The organism is Marinagarivorans cellulosilyticus (assembly GCF_021655555.1).
Lineage (GTDB): Bacteria > Pseudomonadota > Gammaproteobacteria > Pseudomonadales > Cellvibrionaceae > Marinagarivorans > Marinagarivorans cellulosilyticus.
This window is the reverse complement of record NZ_AP023086.1, coordinates 2,369,943-2,387,999: the sequence shown is the minus strand read 5'-3', so window position 1 is coordinate 2,387,999 and position 18,057 is coordinate 2,369,943. Positions and strand designations below refer to the sequence as shown.

General features: G+C 45.8%; 13 protein-coding genes. 4 read left to right on the top strand and 9 right to left on the bottom strand.

Annotated features, from left to right (window positions below; genetic code table 11):
- Window positions 1–110: 110 nt before the first annotated feature.
- From MARGE09_RS09410 to MARGE09_RS09385, 6 genes are all read right to left on the bottom strand, one after another.
- On the bottom strand, window positions 111–848 hold the full coding sequence (locus tag MARGE09_RS09410) for an NRDE family protein (RefSeq protein ID WP_236987078.1): 738 nt from the start codon (window positions 846–848) through the stop codon (window positions 111–113).
- Window positions 836–1,384: a hypothetical protein gene (locus tag MARGE09_RS09405; protein WP_236987077.1), complete on the bottom strand. Its 549-nt coding sequence runs from the start codon at window positions 1,382–1,384 to the stop codon at window positions 836–838. Before MARGE09_RS09405 ends, MARGE09_RS09410 begins: the two co-directional genes overlap by 13 nt.
- A complete protein-coding gene (locus tag MARGE09_RS09400) occupies window positions 1,385–3,151 on the bottom strand; it encodes a lysophospholipid acyltransferase family protein (RefSeq protein ID WP_236987076.1) in 1,767 nt (588 codons plus the stop codon).
- Between the two features lie 34 nt (window positions 3,152–3,185).
- Entirely contained in the window at window positions 3,186–4,319 is a 1,134-nt protein-coding gene (locus MARGE09_RS09395; RefSeq protein ID WP_236987075.1) for a D-alanine--D-alanine ligase, read from the bottom strand.
- Between the two features lie 263 nt (window positions 4,320–4,582).
- Window positions 4,583–5,188 (bottom strand): response regulator transcription factor, encoded by a 606-nt coding sequence (locus MARGE09_RS09390; protein WP_236987074.1) that lies wholly within the window; start codon window positions 5,186–5,188, stop codon window positions 4,583–4,585.
- Between the two features lie 72 nt (window positions 5,189–5,260).
- Complete coding sequence (locus tag MARGE09_RS09385) at window positions 5,261–6,367, bottom strand: sensor histidine kinase (RefSeq protein ID WP_236987073.1); 1,107 nt, start codon at window positions 6,365–6,367, stop codon at window positions 5,261–5,263.
- Window positions 6,368–6,543: 176 nt separating this feature from the next.
- On the opposite strand from MARGE09_RS09385, the gene MARGE09_RS09380 reads away from it, so the two are divergent.
- Window positions 6,544–8,010 (top strand): diguanylate cyclase domain-containing protein, encoded by a 1,467-nt coding sequence (locus MARGE09_RS09380; protein ID WP_236987072.1) that lies wholly within the window; start codon window positions 6,544–6,546, stop codon window positions 8,008–8,010.
- A gap of 131 nt (window positions 8,011–8,141) precedes the next feature.
- A complete protein-coding gene (locus tag MARGE09_RS09375) occupies window positions 8,142–9,047 on the top strand; it encodes a ligand-binding sensor domain-containing protein (RefSeq protein WP_236987071.1) in 906 nt (301 codons plus the stop codon).
- Window position 9,048: 1 nt separating this feature from the next.
- On the opposite strand, the gene MARGE09_RS09370 is transcribed toward MARGE09_RS09375, so the two are convergent.
- Entirely contained in the window at window positions 9,049–10,281 is a 1,233-nt protein-coding gene (locus MARGE09_RS09370) for an ISL3 family transposase (protein WP_236981837.1), read from the bottom strand.
- A 151-nt stretch (window positions 10,282–10,432) separates the two neighbouring features.
- Here MARGE09_RS09370 and MARGE09_RS09365 point away from each other — a divergent pair, with 151 nt between their 5' ends.
- Window positions 10,433–13,732, top strand: a complete 3,300-nt coding sequence (locus tag MARGE09_RS09365) for a two-component regulator propeller domain-containing protein (RefSeq protein WP_420828097.1) — start codon at window positions 10,433–10,435, stop codon at window positions 13,730–13,732.
- Window positions 13,733–14,234: 502 nt separating this feature from the next.
- On the top strand, window positions 14,235–14,444 hold the full coding sequence (locus MARGE09_RS09360; RefSeq protein WP_236987069.1) for a cold-shock protein: 210 nt from the start codon (window positions 14,235–14,237) through the stop codon (window positions 14,442–14,444).
- A 100-nt stretch (window positions 14,445–14,544) separates the two neighbouring features.
- On the opposite strand, the gene MARGE09_RS09355 is transcribed toward MARGE09_RS09360, so the two are convergent.
- Both MARGE09_RS09355 and MARGE09_RS09350 read right to left on the bottom strand, forming a co-directional pair.
- Window positions 14,545–15,423 carry a transglutaminase family protein gene (locus tag MARGE09_RS09355; protein ID WP_236987068.1) on the bottom strand — a complete coding sequence of 293 codons (879 nt, stop codon included), beginning with the start codon at window positions 15,421–15,423 and terminating at the stop codon, window positions 14,545–14,547.
- Window positions 15,424–15,425: 2 nt separating this feature from the next.
- Window positions 15,426–17,945: a circularly permuted type 2 ATP-grasp protein gene (locus MARGE09_RS09350; RefSeq protein WP_236987067.1), complete on the bottom strand. Its 2,520-nt coding sequence runs from the start codon at window positions 17,943–17,945 to the stop codon at window positions 15,426–15,428.
- Window positions 17,946–18,057: the final 112 nt, after the last annotated feature.

Here is an 18,057-nt window from a genome sequence, read left to right as displayed (position 1 = left end):
GAACAACTTGTGGAGCATAATCCCCTCTCTCCAATTTGGCCAGTCCAAAGCCGTATTTTTCAATGATGCAAAGCAAAGCTGTACGCAATAAAACCCAACACAATTACAAACTAGCTTACCGGCGCATGCTTAATGGCAAGCGGCCAATAATCACACTCAACCTTACCCGCAGCCACCCGCACCTGACAAATGCTTCGCGTTTGCCTGTTTGAGCGCATCATATTAATACTGTACGACGGGTTATCCCCCTGCAAACTATGTAACGCGCTAACCACATAATCAGAAAATTCATACCGCGAATAATATTTATACTGCTGAACAAAACCCCGAAACTGCTGCGACCGGAAATCCAGCACCTGCGCCATATTTATAGAAGAAGAGGTATAAAAAAAACCGCCGCTAATAGCGTGCTGCTGTTTTTCCAACTGCTTACCATTCCAGCTAAACTGATGGCATAGGCCACCTATAAATACAAGAAGATCAAAAGGTGAGAAATTTCCGCAATATGCTAACGACAAATGTTGGGCCACTTCATCAGTGCTGCGACATTGTAAAAGCCGTGGAATAATCGCCCCCCGGCTCACTACCGCAGTATTCCCCAATACTTGGCTGTCTTGGTAACGATTTAACAGGGCAAAGACTAGACCGGCACACCCAACCCCAAACCAAGTTCCGCCAGTTGCAGCATCGGTTGGAAACCAGCGTAGTAAATCGCCACTAGGGCTGCGCTTATGCTGCACAACACCCTCAGGCCTATTTACAGCTTCATCGCGATTCATTGTAACGGTTAATAATGGCCCTTCAGCCAAATTACTTTGCGGCCAATAAAAAGCCGTTACCGTACACACTCGCGGGCTCCCTCAGATGCGGCGGCACGCTGGCGCTGGTAACTGGCCGTACTGGGTGCTATGCCCACATGGCTAGGCAGCTCAATACCAACCCCACACAGCAATAGCTTGATATATGCGAGATGGTGAATTGCATGATTCATCAAATAGAGTAACTCACGCGCAATATAGGAATTAAAACTCGCCGAGGTTTGCTGTAAACAATTAACCTCAGAAATAACAACAACAGGATAATTAAATAAAACATCATCTGCGGGCAATTGCTGGCACCATTGTAATAAGGCTGCAAGCGCTTGCTGGGATGCCAATAAATCGCGCTCAATCAGTGCTTCACGGTTGCGTGAATTGTAATCAATCGATACGTCGTTGTTATTGTGCGCGCACAGCGCTGCAGGTTGCGCCGCCAAAAAGTGATCATAGATATGGCGCAGATGCCGGCCAACACCCAACTCAACAAAAGCATCAGGCGCTTGCTCCCAAGCATCTAGCACAGTTTCGACTTGCAATAGGCAATCAAGCAACGCATCACGCAACATTTAAGCAACTCCCGCCAAACAGCTCCAACGCGCTTGAAAAAAACGCGCCCCCTCTACGCCAAGGTAACGCTTAAGGTAGCGCGGAGGCGTTTTACGTAAATCAACATAAATTAAGCCATCCATCGAATGGCTAAAATGTGTATTCACAGAAAAATCAATAAAACGCCCGTTAAGTGCCAAATAATGTCGAATCAAAGCCGGCACGCGAAGCTGGTAATTAGCGCGCCCCAATAATTTATTAATCGCCGTCATGCTTGCCATCGACTCGATAAGCTCGTCACTCCAAAATTTTTCCTTTAAAGCAACCGGCGTATGCGCTTTCACTAAGGTACGCGTATTGTCATCCGCTGCGTGCTTTGTCATTAACGTATCAACCAATAATGCCCGCACCACAGGAGCAAACGCCTGCGAGATACTCACGCAACCAAAAAACGTATGGCATTGCGGGTTGCGTAACATAAAACCGCCTAAACCACACCATAATAAATCTAAGGCGCTACTGTTATTTTGATAATTCTGAGTCACAAAAGAGCGCCCCACTTCTATCGAGCCACCGAGCGACGCCAAAAAGCGTTGGTCATAAGCAAATAAAGAATAGCTGTATAACCCGTTTAACCCAGCCTTGGCTATCACATCGGTAACATTCGCTGCACGGTAGCTACCAACAAGCTGCTGTGCGCTGTGATCCCAAGCAACGATGTGATGGTACAACGGATCAAACCGGTCTTGATCAAACGCTCGTCCAGTCCCTTCACCTGCCGCCCTAAAAGTTTTTTCGCGCTCATTAGCAAGCACTGTACGCAGCGGCCCCAATGCATCATAGGCTAGGCAATACACAGCCAATTCACCTCGCCGAACAATACAGTCACAAGCGCTGCGTGCAAGGTGCTGCTCGACATTGGCGCGTTGCTCGGTATTGGTAACCGCGATAGTTGTTAATGCCTGGCTATTCGCCATTGGCGCATCGGTTTCGGCCAATAGTTCGCACTGCAAGCGCAAGTAATCCGTCGCGGCTTCTGGGGTCAAATCCTCAGCGGCTAGCACTAATGGCTTGCCTACAATCGCACGCACCACTTCACCTTTTTTCGAAATCATAGCCCGCGGCAATAATAATGTTCGCAGCCGCGGGTGAACTAAGCCACTTAAATAAAAGAGCGTGCTGTTTTTACCCGAAACATAAATAGGTAAGCATGTCGCTTTATATTTTAAGGCAAGGCGACCAACAATATCTTGCCAAGGCGCTTCGGTTACAGCCCAATTATTTCGCGTCATTCTTGCAACAGTCCCCGAGGGGAATACAAGTAAAGCACCACCAGAAGATAAATGCTTGGCCACCTGACGCATGCCTTTTGCATTTTGCGCTTGTTTATTGGGGTTCAATACATCAACGCCAATAAATAAATCATTAAACTCTTTAAAGCTTAACAACATTTCATTGGTTAATACTTTTAAATCCTTCCGGTATTGCAATAGCAAGCGGCTTAACAACATACCTTCCAAACCACCTAAAGGATGGTTTGCCACTATAATTAAAGGCGCCTTTTTTGCCCCATCGGTATTAGGTAATGCCGATAATATAGTTTCATTCACAACATCAAAATTAACACCGGTTTTATCCAACGTATAATTCAGAAAAGCCTTCGCATCACCGCCATCACCAGACAGCCATTCTTCATACCAACGGCAAAGCACAGGTAAGCGAGATAATGAATTAACCAACCAACGCGCCGGCTGAGGAACGCGCGCTAAAGTTAATGGATTTGTCATTTTATATCCTAAGTAAGTACTTTAGAGACGCCCTTTAGTCTGTTTCTGGGTAATGCCGCGTCAAGGCTCGCTCATGACGCCAGGCCTTATAAAGCGAGCGCACGCCAGGTGCCTTATGGCCTAAGCGCATTTGATAAACGCCCAGCGAAAATAACGTTCTGTACTGCCATAAAAGAGTTTTAATGGCATCCCATAGGCGAGCATCTTTGTCCCATATATGAATAGACTCAGAGCTAGCGCCATTAATCTCGACAATTTCTAAATCCCGCCCGGCCTTAAGCGCCTCTAAATTCGAATACTTAACATCCATACGACCATAATAAAAATCGGGAAGATCAGCCATAATGGCATTAATTGCTAGGGTTAACTCCGGGGTTATATGCTCGCGCGCATCACAAAATACTGCGCCACGGCAATGACTTGCCGAAAACAATAAACGGTGCCGATGACCTTTAGGCAATACAGCCTGCCACGATGTTTTATTTTTGCTGTGGTATAAATTTAGCAAACCGCTAGCGCGGGCATCTTGCTTAACTAATTGCTCTAATGTGAGTTTGCCATCACCCATAACACTAGGCGTATTTTTAAAAGTTAAAGAAACAATATTGCCTTGCTTTTGTTCTGGCGAGCGGATATAGAAAATACCCACCTCAGGTTCGTATTGCGATAATTTTTGGCACACAAAAGCCGCATTTATAGGGTACTTAGCGATGATTTCCGCCAGCATGGCTTGGCTTGTAACTAATTTGACACCCGCACCGCGGCAGCCGGTATCGGGTTTGCACACAAAAGGAAGCGAAATACCCTTTGTTTTTGCCTGATTAACGCATTGCTTAGCCTGCTGTAAAATACAATCGTCCGTTACCCGAACGTAAAGCCACGGCAATATTGCCTGCCGGCAGCGCCCCGTCGCTTGTGACATCAACTCATGCTTAGACCCGCCAACCATGCCACCCAAAGTGATTTTAGGGTTAGCCAGTAAAGGGGCCGTTAATGAACGGTAACGCACCGCATAGATTAACCACAAAAATACCACCGGCAAGTACATTAACCACGTAGGCCAAAACTCAAAAAACGACGTCGTTTTAGCAGGCGGCCGCGCAGCTTTAATTGAAGCTTCAGGCGATGCTTTTTCATTTAGGTCGTGCAAATCTACCTTGGTATTCAATGGAGTATGCCTTGCTGTTTTACAGAAATACGTAAATGTGCGCCGATTTAACGCGCAAAACCATTGGGCAGCGTAACCATAGAATATTGCGATTTAATAACAGCAGCTAAATATATCGGCAGGTCATTCGATTAAGACCTTAGAATACCCTAGAAATTAACCGCAATTAATCACAATTGTGTAACATTTGGCGCGATATGACGTACTTAGTCAGCAAGGAAAGGGCGTTTGAATAAACACCCTCGATGAGATAACCGCCGATCTTAAATCCAGCCCTTTTCGGCAGCGATGCGTGCCGCATCGATTCGATTGCTTGCATGTAACTTGCTAATAGCTTCCGATAAATAATTGCGAACAGTGCCTTGAGATAAACACATTTTCTGACCGATAGCGGCAGTATTAAGCCCCTGTTGCGCCAGCTTTAATGCTTGACGCTCTTTATCGGTGAGCGGATCTTGGCTCCCCATGGCCGACAAAGCCAATTCGGAATCGATAACCTTCCTTCCAGCGTTAACATCGCGCAATGCCATTGCCAAGCGCTCGGCCGGTGCATCCTTAAGTAAAAAGCCTTCCGCTCCGGCATCGAGGGCACGCTTTAAATAGCCCGCACGCGCAAATGTTGTCAACATAACAACCGGCAAGCCTCGATGATGTTGCCGAATATGCTGGCACAAGCCAATGCCATCAAGCTCGGGCATTTGAATATCCGTTACGACAATATCCACAGCATCTGGCTTAGCCGCTAAAAACGCTGTGGCCTGCACACCATTATTTGCCGTTGCCACCACATCGATATCGTCTTCTAAATTTAACAAGGCCTCTAGTGCACCACGCACCATGGCTTGATCTTCCACCAATAATAATCTCATAGCTCGAATAAACTCATAACCCTAATAATCTCATCGCCCCGCTTAGTTTTAGCACCGCATTGCAGGTAACGCTTAATTAACCAGCACAGATAACGGTAAGGTTAAACATAACTCAGCTTGCCCTTGCGTATTTACACTAAACGCTGCCTGCCCACCCATTGCTTGCGCTCGTTTTGCCATGCTGGTTAAACCTAGGCCTTCTCGACTTAGATCGCGCGCGCCACTAGGGTTAGCAATTCGCCACTGATAATCACTTGCCGTTACGGCATGGCTTATCACAACTTCTTTTGCTCCGGCATGGCGTAACGTATTTGCCATAGCCTCGGTAAAAATAGCGACAATATCAGCACTATAAGCGTTATGGAACAACGGCAACTCGCCATTAGTTTTTACGTCAAAGCCTTGCTCCGTTAATAGATTGGTAAGCTGCTGATACATCTGGCCAACATTGTCGGGCAGCGTACCTTCTATCGCATTGCGAATAGCCGCGCGATTTTGCGCTGCCAAGCCAACTATTGCCTCTAGCTCTTGCGCGGCTTTATCGTATTGGCCTGCCGCTAACTGCCGTTGTGCTAACTGCGCTTTTAAGGCAATAGCCGTAAGGTGGTGCCCGGTTGCATCGTGCAAGTCGTGCGCAATGCGCTCTCGCTCCTCTAAATGACTGGCTCGTTCCGTTTCATAATTCAAGCGGCGCTTTTGTACCTCTAAGCTTGCGGTAAAGATATTCATCACAGCAGGGAATACTGCCGGTAGAACAAAATACCAAGCAAAGTCCACAAACGCCCAAGCCGCAAACACAATAGCCAAACCGGTAGCCATACAAAAGAATACAGCCTGCTTTCGGGACATATAGAAAATAGCAAAGAAGGTAACATAAGCATAAAACGCGGCTGTGCCTGCCGACACCACAGAACCAAAGGTTGCCAAAGCCAACATAGCGACTAACACCGCAACTTTTGCTCGCCCCCGCAGCGACGAAATCATAAAAAACAGTGCGACAAAAACACCGTAAATAGTGAACATCGCCAACCACCAGCCTACACCCAGCGTTCGCAAGTGCTCACCCATAAAAAACAACGGAAAGAAGTAAAAAAGCGAATACACCAAATAAAAAGGATACATTTTGTCTTCCTTTTTAGTGTGCTCCTGCACTTGAAAAGCTTTTGTTTGTATTTTCATAACGCACCTTTGTAAAGCGGCTCGGGCAAATTCGAATAAGAAGAAACTCGCAGCCTGAATAACGAGAGCAGCTAGTATCCACTGCGCGCAAAATATAAGTCATTGTAGTTTGTCACCGATCAAGATGACATTTGTCATGAACACTTGATTAGCTATCGACGAAATAACGTGCCCGCATGACCAATAGCAGCGAGCCAGCAAGGCTTTGCCATCGAATTAGCTATAGTCAATATATCCATACTGCGGTAATAGCTGTGAATACAACAACGCTAACAAGAGCGCTTAAGCTCAGCAAAATCACTGGGGTTATCTTAAGCCTCGGCGCGCTTGTTGTTTACCCGCATATCCCCAACAAAACGATTCAACTTTACCCCAACGATAGTCACCGCTGGGCGGTATTTTCCGATGTGATTATGGGCGGCAATAGCGTGGCCAAACCGACCTCTGAAGCGGGCAATACGGTGCATTGCTACATAGGCTCTAAAAGCACGACAACGCTGTGCGGTAACAACCTTATGTTTTTTCAAACACCGCAGGAGGCCCAGTCGCCCGCGGCGCTTAATTCGCAATCTCATGCGGTAGCCCCCAAAAAGACGCTGGACCTTTCGGGTTACGAAGGCATAGAGATTTCTCTGAAATACACTGGTGATCACCAGCGTTTACGCTTCACCCTTACCAACTACGAGCCGAACACCCAGCCTGCAAACGAAAAAAATAGTGATCGCATTCACCGGTTTATGCACAGCTACGCCTATATTGATGAACTAACAGCGCCCATTTACCTCGATTTTAACGAGTTCAAAGTGGCAGATTGGTGGATCGATACCTTTAAGCTACACCGGCGCCAAACCGTTGTTAAACGCGATAGTGTTCGTGGGCTCTATGTGGAATTAGTTGACGCTAAGCCGGAATCAGAGCACACGCTATCAATAGCCTCGGCCACAGTAATTGGCGACTGGATAAGCAAAGAACAGCTCTATCTCGCCATTATTTTATTGTGGCTTGCGCTGCTATTAACCGAAGGCGCTTGGCGAGCTTTTGTATTTTACAACCGGCAACAAGCCTGCCTGCAGTCGCTTAATACACTTAAACACTTCTACAAAACACTACAAGCAAAAGAACACTTAGACCCCGCGACACAGGTACTTAACCAAAGCGCCATTCAAGCCATCATTAGCGCTGCCTTTAGCAAAGGCGCAGCTGCCAACATAGCAGTACTGATTATGGAGATGGACACCCCCAGCACCGACCATCAGCCCACTAACAATACGCTAGACGAAAAAGCACTCAAGCATATCGCCACCTTACTTAAACAAAATACCCGTAAACACGACAACCTTGGCCGCTGGGAAGATCACCGTTTCATTATTATTACAGAGCAACCCAGCGCTAAAAACGCACTGCAATTCGCCACAAAACTCAACAATATTATTAAGCAGCATCAGCCAGCGCCCCTATTAACCGATGACGGAACAAACCAATACCCAAGTTCAGTAGGACCTAATCAAAGCGCCCCAATAACATTGAGCATTGGTTTGTCGCTCACGCAAAAGCAAGATACCTTCGAAGCCGCATTAGAGCGTGCAGAACAAGCCCTGCAACAGGCCAAAGCACAAGGCCCAAGCAGCTGCCGCGGGCTTTGATTCAGCCTATAACCACTTTGCTCATTACCAGATCATCTAACTAAACACAGACCTATATCAACGCGTTGCATCAGAGCGGCCCTTCTCGGTCTATACCTACAAGACAACCTATTACTCTATTGGGGCACACAATGCTGGCCTTTGCATCAACATTGCTTAAACAGATATTCTCATCAAAATACCAACAACTAGGTGCCACAGCAGCCCCCCGCCGCAGAGCAATAACCGTTAGCATCCAAATAGCGATGGCACTTACCTTGCTCAGTCATATTCACCTTGTTATTGCCGACGACACTGCCCGTGCTAGCTACCCAGAAAAAATGTATTTTCAGCATTTATTTGACAACAAAGACGTCAACATAGGTGAAGTAGAGGTTGTACTGCAAGACTACCAAGGTTATATCTGGCTAGGCGGCCGCAATGCCATTTTACGTTACGATGGCAACGACTTTTTACCTTTTAATATCGAAATAGATGAGCAAGATAGCAGCAAAAATATTCTCGCTTCTCAAGCTGTGGACCTCTTCGAAGATAGCCGGCAACGTTTATGGGTTGCAACAAGAAACGGCGTTTTATGGTTCGACCGCGAAAAACAAGTTTTTAAAAAGTTAATACGTAAACAAGGGCAAGAACACAATATTGATACTGGCACTATCAATAAAATTGTTGAGGCTAAAAGCGGCGAAGTACTCGTGGCCTCCTATGCTGGCTTAGCTGTTATTGAGCCACACAGTGAAAACGTCACCATTTACGATATCACTACAACAAAAGGGGCGCTTAATAATAATGTTATCCACGACATACTGCGGGACCCTAGCGGCAACTTCTGGCTAGCCAACGAAAAAGGCCTTCATTACTTTAATTGGCAAGACAAAAGCTTCGCAACTTATCTGCCCAACCCCAAGGACATCAACAACCTACCCGACAATGATCTCTGGGCAATTGAATTTGACGACGCGGGCAACTTATGGGCAGGGAGCCATAGTGGTATTTATAAATTCAACACCACGAGGCTCTTCTCCGCTTTAGTGAGGTGATCTAGTGGCTTCCATAGAACATGGATTGCTCGTCAGGCATCGATGATTGCCTTATTTTTAGCTTGAAGTACTCGGTATCCTTGATGCCTCTTGCTCGCTTGCGAATCATGCCAATGCTGACATTGCCGGCTTCAATTCTGGCGCTAGTCAGCCCGTGTTTTCCGTAGTTACAAATGCCTACGCTATGCTTCCTTAGTGACTTTGCAAATTTCTTGAGATAGAGCATATTCGTCTGTTCCGCGATGTCGCACCACTGCTCCAATGCATTCATCATGGCGTCATAATTCCCTGCATTCCACAAAGCTTGGAGCTGCTCTTTGAGTATATAAAGTGTATTGATATTGGAATTATTTTCGAGCAATGTCTGGAGTTTATTGGCTTGTTTATCATTTAACTTGTCGGCATTTTTTAACAACAGGTAGTGGGTACCTTTAAGCTGCTCTTTGCCTGCGCGATCCGCCTTTCTGAACTCGATCCTACGCTGATTGCTCATGGCTTTACTGTAGTTTTGCATCACATGAAACCGATCGAAAACAATGTCAGCATTAGGCAAGCATTCGCGTACCGATTTTTGATAGGCTGGCCCCATATCCATGGCTACCGCCTCTATGTTTTCAGCGGTTTGTGCTGGTAAGCGCTTTAGAAACGCTGTCAACACCTCGGCTTTACGGCCTGTCTCAACGCCAATTAAATGACCGGATTCCATGTCATAAATCACCGTCATATAATCATGGCCTTTGGCTCTAGCGACTTCATCGACCCCAAGATATTTTAAGTCAATTAATTTTTCAGGATTAAGTGCAGGCAACGTTTTCTCTAGGTGAAATTTATCCATATTTTTCACCGTTTCCCATCGTAGCTTTAGGTGCCGACTGACCGTGCTGATACTCATATGGCGACACAATCCGCTCACCAACTGGCAAAATCTTTGAGTATAGCGATTGCCTGTATCGACAAATTCGCAAGCCTCCATTAGACGCCTACCGCAAGTCGTCACAACTTGAGCGAGCTCAACTTCCAAATAGCACTCGAAGCCACACAAAGGGACATCACGGATCGTTCTGCGCAAGTATCGGTTGATGTTGGCCGCCTCATTACTTGACGGGTCAATCGCTCTATAACGACGGTCTCGCTTGCAGTGTATAGTCAATCTTTGCAGGGCCAAGTCATGCTGAACTTGTTTGACACGCTGACCAGGAAGGCTCAAAATTTTGCTGGAGATGTTAAGGCTCATATATTCGTTTAAGTGTAGTGGCGTGAGAACCTTACATTTCAACGGATATGGCGGGTCTTAGCATCTCTTTTTACCTCACTAAAGCGGAGAAGACCCCACCACGACAAAAAAATTCAAGAAATATCAGCATGATCCCAGCAATAACTTCTCTATTGGCGCCAATTTAATTAGAGAAGTAATAATTGACTCTAAGGGCTTTAATTGGATTGGCACCGACGGTGGCGGCCTGAACTTATACGACAAAGATAATGACCGTTTCATTCGGTTTTCTCACAAAAAAGGCCAAAAAGGGTCACTAGCCTCGAACTCAACACGCGCCATATTCGAAGATCGCAATGGCGATTTGTGGGTGGGCACCTACCCTGCCGGTATTAATTTTTTCGACCGCTCCTCCGGTGCTATATCCCTATACAACAACGATCCAAACAACAGCAATAGCCTGCCGCATAACTCTGTATTAACACTACAAGAAGATGCCAAAGGCAATTTGTGGTTGGGGACCGATGGTGGCGGCGTAAGCTATTTCAACCGTTTCGATAATACCTTTAAGCATTATCAAGTTAGCAACAACAAGATCAGCAGCAATGCCATATTGTCATCACTGCTCGATTCTAAAGGCAATTTTTGGGTGGGGACTTGGGGCGGCGCAGTCAACCGCTATAATCCTGATCGCGATAGCTTCGACCAAATCCCTTTTGATCTGGACCTAAAAGGCAAGGGCTCTGGTACTTATAATGCCTTAAATGACGAAGCTGTCTGGAATATTTACGAAGATGCTGCGGGAAAAATTTGGATTGGAACACATGGCGGCGGCTTAAGCCTGTACGACCAAAAAGCTGGCACATTCACTAACTACTCCCATGACAGCAATAACCCAAAATCAATCTCCAATCAATTAGTCTGGACAACCTTTGAAGATTCGAGCAATCGCTTTTGGGTCGGCACAGCCAACGGGCTTGATTTGCTCGACAGAACAACAGCGATAGCTCAGCGTTTTATTGCCAGCGATAGCGACCCCAACAGCATCTCGAACAACTCCGTTTTATGCATCTTCGAAGACAGCCAAAAAAGGTTATGGTTTGGCACCGACTGGGGCTTAAACCGGCTTAATGCTGACGGTAAAAGTTTTACCGTTTACGGTACCCGTGAAAATTTCGTCGACAATGGCATTCGCAGCATCACCGAAGATACAAAGGGTAATTTATGGATCGGCACTAACAACGGTATTGTTATGTTTAACCCCGATACAAATACGGTCAACAATTACAAACGCGCCAGTGGTCAACAGCTAGGTGGTTTTAATACTGGCTCAGTCATTACTAGCCAGCGTGGTGAGGTTATTTTTGGCGGTACCAATGGCATACGGTTATTCAATACCAAAGAACTTAGCACTAACACACTCGCCCCACCTGTTGTACTAACCGACTTTAAAGTTTTCACTAAATCCATTGCTATTAATGGGCCCGATAAACTCCTGAGCAAAGCTGTTAACCTTACCGACACCATCACTCTAGATTACAAGAAGAATATGTTTTCGCTAAATTTTGCGGCGCTAAACTATCGAGATTCCGACAAAAACCAGTACGCTTACAAACTAGAAGGGTTTGATGAAAATTGGCGCGAAGTCGGTAATCAGCGCGCAGCGCTTTATACCAACCTCGATGGTGGAAAGTATACTTTTAAAGTAAAAGCCAGTAATAACGATGGCATTTGGAATGAAGAAGGCAAGTCCATTACGATTATTCAACTACCGCCACCGTGGAAGACTTGGTGGGCTTATACATTATATGCGCTAGCCTTTATTGGCATTATTGTTAGATTCGTTTATGCACAACGCAAAAAGCGCAAAATAATCGAGCTACAAAAACAAAAACTAGAAGTAAAGGTCGCAGAGCGCACCAGCGAGCTAAGGGAGAAAAACCATGACATACAAGCCATGCTGGGAAATATGCGCCAAGGGTTATTTACCGTTGAGCCTAGCGGCAATATCCACCCAGAGTACTCCTCATTTTTAGAAGATATTTTTCAAACACAAGAAATTTCCGGCCAAAATGCTATGGATTTGCTTTTTACAGGCGCCAATATTGGTGGCGACAGCCTTAACCAAGCCAAAGAGGCCATTAAATCGATTATTGGCGAAGATGAAATGAACTTCACCTTCAATGCGCACGTACTACCAACCGATTACAGCATTACCCGAGAACAACAGACACAACACCTTTCGTTAGATTGGGACCCGATTATTATTGATGATTGTGTATCAAAACTGATGGTTTCCGTCAGGGATGTTACCGCATTAAAACAAGCGGAAGGCGAAGCCTTAGCCCAAAAACGCGAGTTAGATATTATTGCTCAGCTTATTAAAGTGCCCAATAAAAAATACCTTGCATTCGAAGAATCCGCCAAGAAATTTATCCAAGAGAACCGAGAGAGCATTCAAAAATCAGGCAACAAAGACCCAGACACAATAGCCTTACTATTTAGAAACATGCATACCATTAAAGGCAATTGCCGAACCTATGGTTTTAGCTATTACAGCGATGTTGTACACAACGTCGAGACGACATACAGCAATTTAAAAGCCTCTGACGATTATCCTTGGCAACCAGAAGAACTTCTCAATGACCTGATCAAAGTCGAGCTTATCGCCAAAGAATATGCCGCAGTTTACTATGATGTATTAGGCAGAGGCGATAACAACGCCGATGACATGGAAAAACCTTTACTGGATGTTAGTACCATTGCCCATATTCAAAAATGTGTTTCTGAGGTATCTAAATACTACCCAGAAGCCGGGAAATCGACCCAACTGCAGTCAGCCAATATATTACTGAATATCGCTTTATCGAATACTATGAGCAAAGTCTTAGCCGACATTGTTAACTCTTTGCCTTCTATCGCAAAACAATTAGGCAAAGCCGACCCTAAAATTATTATCGACGACAGTAATATTCGCATTAAATCGAATGCGCACGAGCTGCTCAATAACGTCTTTGCCCACCTATTACGCAATAGCGTTGACCACGGCATAGAGCCCCCCGAAGAACGAGCTAAAACTGGAAAACCCGAACAAGGACGTATCGACGTTTTCACCAGCTTACGGGCAGATAATCTTCGCATTCACGTTAAAGACGACGGCAAAGGCGTAAATATTGATCGTTTATATCAAAAAGGATTAGAAATGGGCGTTTGGAAAACTGGCGATACGCCCCCCACCGCCGCTATTGCAGAGCTTATTTTTGCATCTGGCGCATCCACAAAAGACGAAGTTTCGGCCATTTCTGGCCGCGGAGTGGGCATGGATGCGGTCAAACAGTTTTTGCGGAGCGCAGGTGGCGATATAGAATTGAATTTATTAGACGACAAAGAACCCGGCCACGCCTTCGTCGCTTTCGAGACCATTATCACACTGCCGGCAAGTACATTTACAGCGATTCGGTACGAAGAATAAACCCTAACGTTGCATTAGATATTGAGTTCAGGAGCTTTTAGAGTGGTATTTATAGCGTTGAACGGAGATTTTTTTGGATTGATACTAGTCACTCTAGGTGAGATCCAGAAAAATTGAGTACGACGTTAGAAATACTGCTATAGAAGCAGCGAAGCGATCCTGGGCCAAAAGTTAATGCAACGTTAGGGTAAATAAGCATAGACTTGCCTTGCGGCTCACAAATCCAGCCCTTGATGAGCCTACAAGGCAATACTGCCACCATAAACGAGAAAAACAAGCACTGCCTAACGCCACCTTAGCGGCGCAAAAATTATTAACATATAGACTTTAAGCGATAGACTCTGTACACTGCGGCACAGCAAGAAAGAAAGCCTATAGTTTATAATCTCCAACTCGTTGTTTTATTCGTAATTCCTCGTCCTGTAGTTTTTAAGTTTCAGTCTGTTTTTCCGCTATCAAGCCTATTAAGGCAACCTTACCTATAAATTTTCAGGATATTATTATGTCTAATACAACTACTGGCACCGTAAAATGGTTTAACGAATCTAAAGGCTTTGGCTTCATCGAGCAAGAGTCTGGCCCAGACGTATTTGCGCACTTCAGTGCAATCGCCAGCTCTGGATTCAAAACTTTGGCCGAAGGCCAGCGCGTAGAATTCACTGTAACTTCAGGACAAAAAGGTCCTCAAGCAGAGAACATCGTAGCTCTATAATTTGATTTAGAGCACCTTATAAAAGGCGCTCTAAAACTATAAAAAAGGCAAACTCCTTGGAGCTTGCCTTTTTTATTGCCTAAAAATTGAAAAATGGCGCTTATATACGGGCCACATCAACAGATACATTCAGTATCGGACTTTCACCACCACCAAAAATAACACCCTTCAATGGTGTTACATCGTAATAATCTCGCCCCCACGCCGTTAACACGTGTTGCTCGGCGGCAATGCAATTGTTGGTTGGATCAAACTCTACCCAACCTTGGCCTGGGCAAAAAGCCGATACCCAAGCATGCGTTGCATCACTACCCACCAGTTTCACCTCCCCTGGCGCCGGCAATGTTTCGATATAGCCAGAAACATATTTAGCAGGGATTCCCATCGCCCTTAAACAACCAATTTGCAAGTGAGCAAAATCCTGACAAACCCCCTGCTTCTTCTCTAGCACCTCCTCTAACGGCGTCGCAATTGTAGTAGCTTCAGGGCTGTATTTGAATTCACGAAATATCAGCTGAGTTAACTCCATTACCGCTTGCAGCAATGGCTTTTCTGGCGTGAATAATGGCTCAGCATATTCACGTAAAGCCGACTGCAACTTAATCATCGGCGACTCCAACAAAAATTCGCGAGCAAATAAGAACTCAGCCTCTTTGGCATAGCTCAATAATTGCCAAGCATCAGCGCAGGTTGTGCCGGCATCTAGCTTTGCATCATAAAATTGCTCTCGCGTTTCTACCTTACTGGTAGCCGTTAACACTAATTTTTTATGGCTGCGCTGAATTTCAAAATGATAAGCGCGGTTACCAAAATAGTCATCGCGAATAGATTTAAATGCCGCCGTTGGGTTAATGCTAATATCGGTACTAATGCACTTTTGTCGGTGACTTGTGCGCGGAATAATGTGCGCCAAATTATAACAATGCGATACCGGAGCGTTATAAAGGTATTCCGTAATATGACAAATGCGGTAAAGCACAATTATTCTCCTATGGTATTACGAACCAATTGTTGTGAACTATTTTTATGGTCGAAATACTTATCGCTAACATACCGACTGACCGCACCCATTAATTCTGTAAGCTGCTCCAAATGATTTTTGAGTATTTTTCGCTGACCTTCTTCTCTCAAACTTAACTCTTTTAATAACGACAATTTAACCAGCGCCTCAGCCTGTAAAGCTGCCCGCTCCTCCAAAGCCAACTCATGGCGCGTTTCTGGCAGCTTGGGCAACTCTTTTAAATGCTTACTTAACTCTTCTAGCTGGAATAGCAAAGAACGAGGATTGCTAGTATCAAGCATGACTAAATCCAAGCTAGACTGCACTCCCATGCGCGCACGATAACGCCGACGATAACTAATTAAGTTTTCAAGCATCTGTAATAATGCTTGAATCAAGGCACTTTGATCCTGCTCATTGACCTCCGGCACGATTAAGCTTTCTATAATTGCCGCCGTTTGAACAGTGCGTTCCAAACGCCGACCTATTTGCATAAACCGCCACCCCACACCGCGCAACATACTTTCTTGTGAGAGACCCGATAGCGCCATCAACGCGGTTACCAACGGGTCCAATGCCTCCTCTGGCGCAGAAGCTAAGCCACCGGCTAAATCTTCATCCAACGCGTACAAAGCATCGCGAATATCATTGATAACCCGCAACGTATCACTGGACAAAAGCTCCTTGGATTCATCCGAGCAGTACAGCATCGCATTTAATGTAGAGCGCACACTGCCCATTCGATTACCATCAGCAACGGCAGCAATTAATTCGTCGCCAGGGTTATTAAGCAATGATTCTGGTGCGTCTTTAAAACCAGGCAACATGGATGTCATTTCTGTCACGCTCAGTAGCAGCTGCCTGCGACACACCTCCGAAATAGGCTCTTCACTATTGAGCAGTACAAATACGGTTCGCAATAAACGCAACAAAGACTCTGCCCGCTCGGCATAACGCCCCATCCAAAACAAATTTTCGACGACGCGACTAGGCAAGCTAATTAAATCGGCATCGCGCATTGGCGTTGGTTGCTCACTACCCTTTGCGCTAGCGGCCCGCTCAGGCTCAGAGGCGATAACCCATGTGTCTTTACTAAATGCGCCCGCTTGATTCGATATAACAAACGAGCGCTCACTTAAGCCGACGCGCGTCAGGCCACCGGGCATTACGGTGTAAGAACCTTCGGTAGCCACCGAAAAACTTCGCATAATGGCTGGGCGCGGCGCAATAACGCCATCGCAGTAGCTCGGCAAATGCGTTGTTTCAACCGCAGGTTGCGCCACAAAGTGTTCGGGCTTAGCTTGTACTTTAGCCAAAAAGCTAGCGCGTTCGGCTTTTGATAGCTGCGATACCAATACACTTTTTTGCAGTTCGCCGCGGTAAATAGGTTTGATAACCCAATCATCAAAAGAATGCTTTACCTTGTGGTAGTCGTGATCGTCCCCTAACCAATGGGTAACCACAGACGGCAAGCGCAATTCACGCCCCAACAATGCTTGGCTAATTGCCGGCAAATATTTTATAAAAATTGGATTTTCAAGTACGCCAGAACCCAGCGGGTTAGCAATAACAACTCGGCCCGCGCGTACAACCTCCAATAAATTCGGCACTCCTAACTGGGAATCCCCACGCAATTCTACTGGGTCGCAATAGCTGTCATCTACCCGCCGAAGAATTACATCAACACGGCTAAGGCCGTCTAACGATTTCATCCAAACATAGCCATTGCGTACGATTAAGTCGCCGCTTTGCACCAGATGAAAGCCTAAATAGTTCGCAAGGTAGGCGTGCTCGAAATAGGCTTCGTTATGCGTACCCGGTGTTAACACAACAACACGCGGTTGATCTTGGTTAGCACTAAGCGATGTGAGTTTAGTTCGTAGCTTCTGAAAAAATTGCGCCAACCTGTGAACGTGGCTATCGCGAAACATACTGGGTAATACTCGCGACATAACTGTGCGGTTTTCTAACGCATAACCGGCACCACTGGGCGATTGCGTGCGATCGGTTAAGACACAAAAATTACCGTCATTCGCGCGTACCAAATCTACAGAATGGAGCAGTAACTGGTGATCGCCAGGTAAATTAACGCCTTGGCAAGGGCGCAAAAAACCCCGATGTAAAAATAGCGCTTCTGGCGGGATAACGCCGGTACGAATTAAATCACGGGAGCCGTAAATATCTTTTAAAAAAAGATTGAACAGCTCTGAACGTTCAAGCAAGCCCGCCTCTATCTTCCCCCACTCTTGGCTTGTAATCAGCGAAGGAACAAGGTCGAGCTTCCATGCGTGATCGGGCGCGTTTTGCTCGCTGTATATGTTATAAGTCGCCCCGTCATCGCGCAAAATGCGCTGCGCCTTGTTGTGCCTATCAGCAAAGGCGTCCGCCCCCAACGCAGATAAACCATCTAAAAGATACTGCCAGTGGGGCTTGGTTTCACCATCGGCCGCAAAAGCCTCATCGATGATGTTCGGCTGGGGTGTATAGGTAAATTCAACCACAGATGTTCGCCTGTTTACGCGTATTAATAAGAGGCGCATCGTGCATACGAGCAAAAACTTGCCGTATGAACCACCGCAATGCACCCCAACCATTGTTATTGCCGAGCATTTT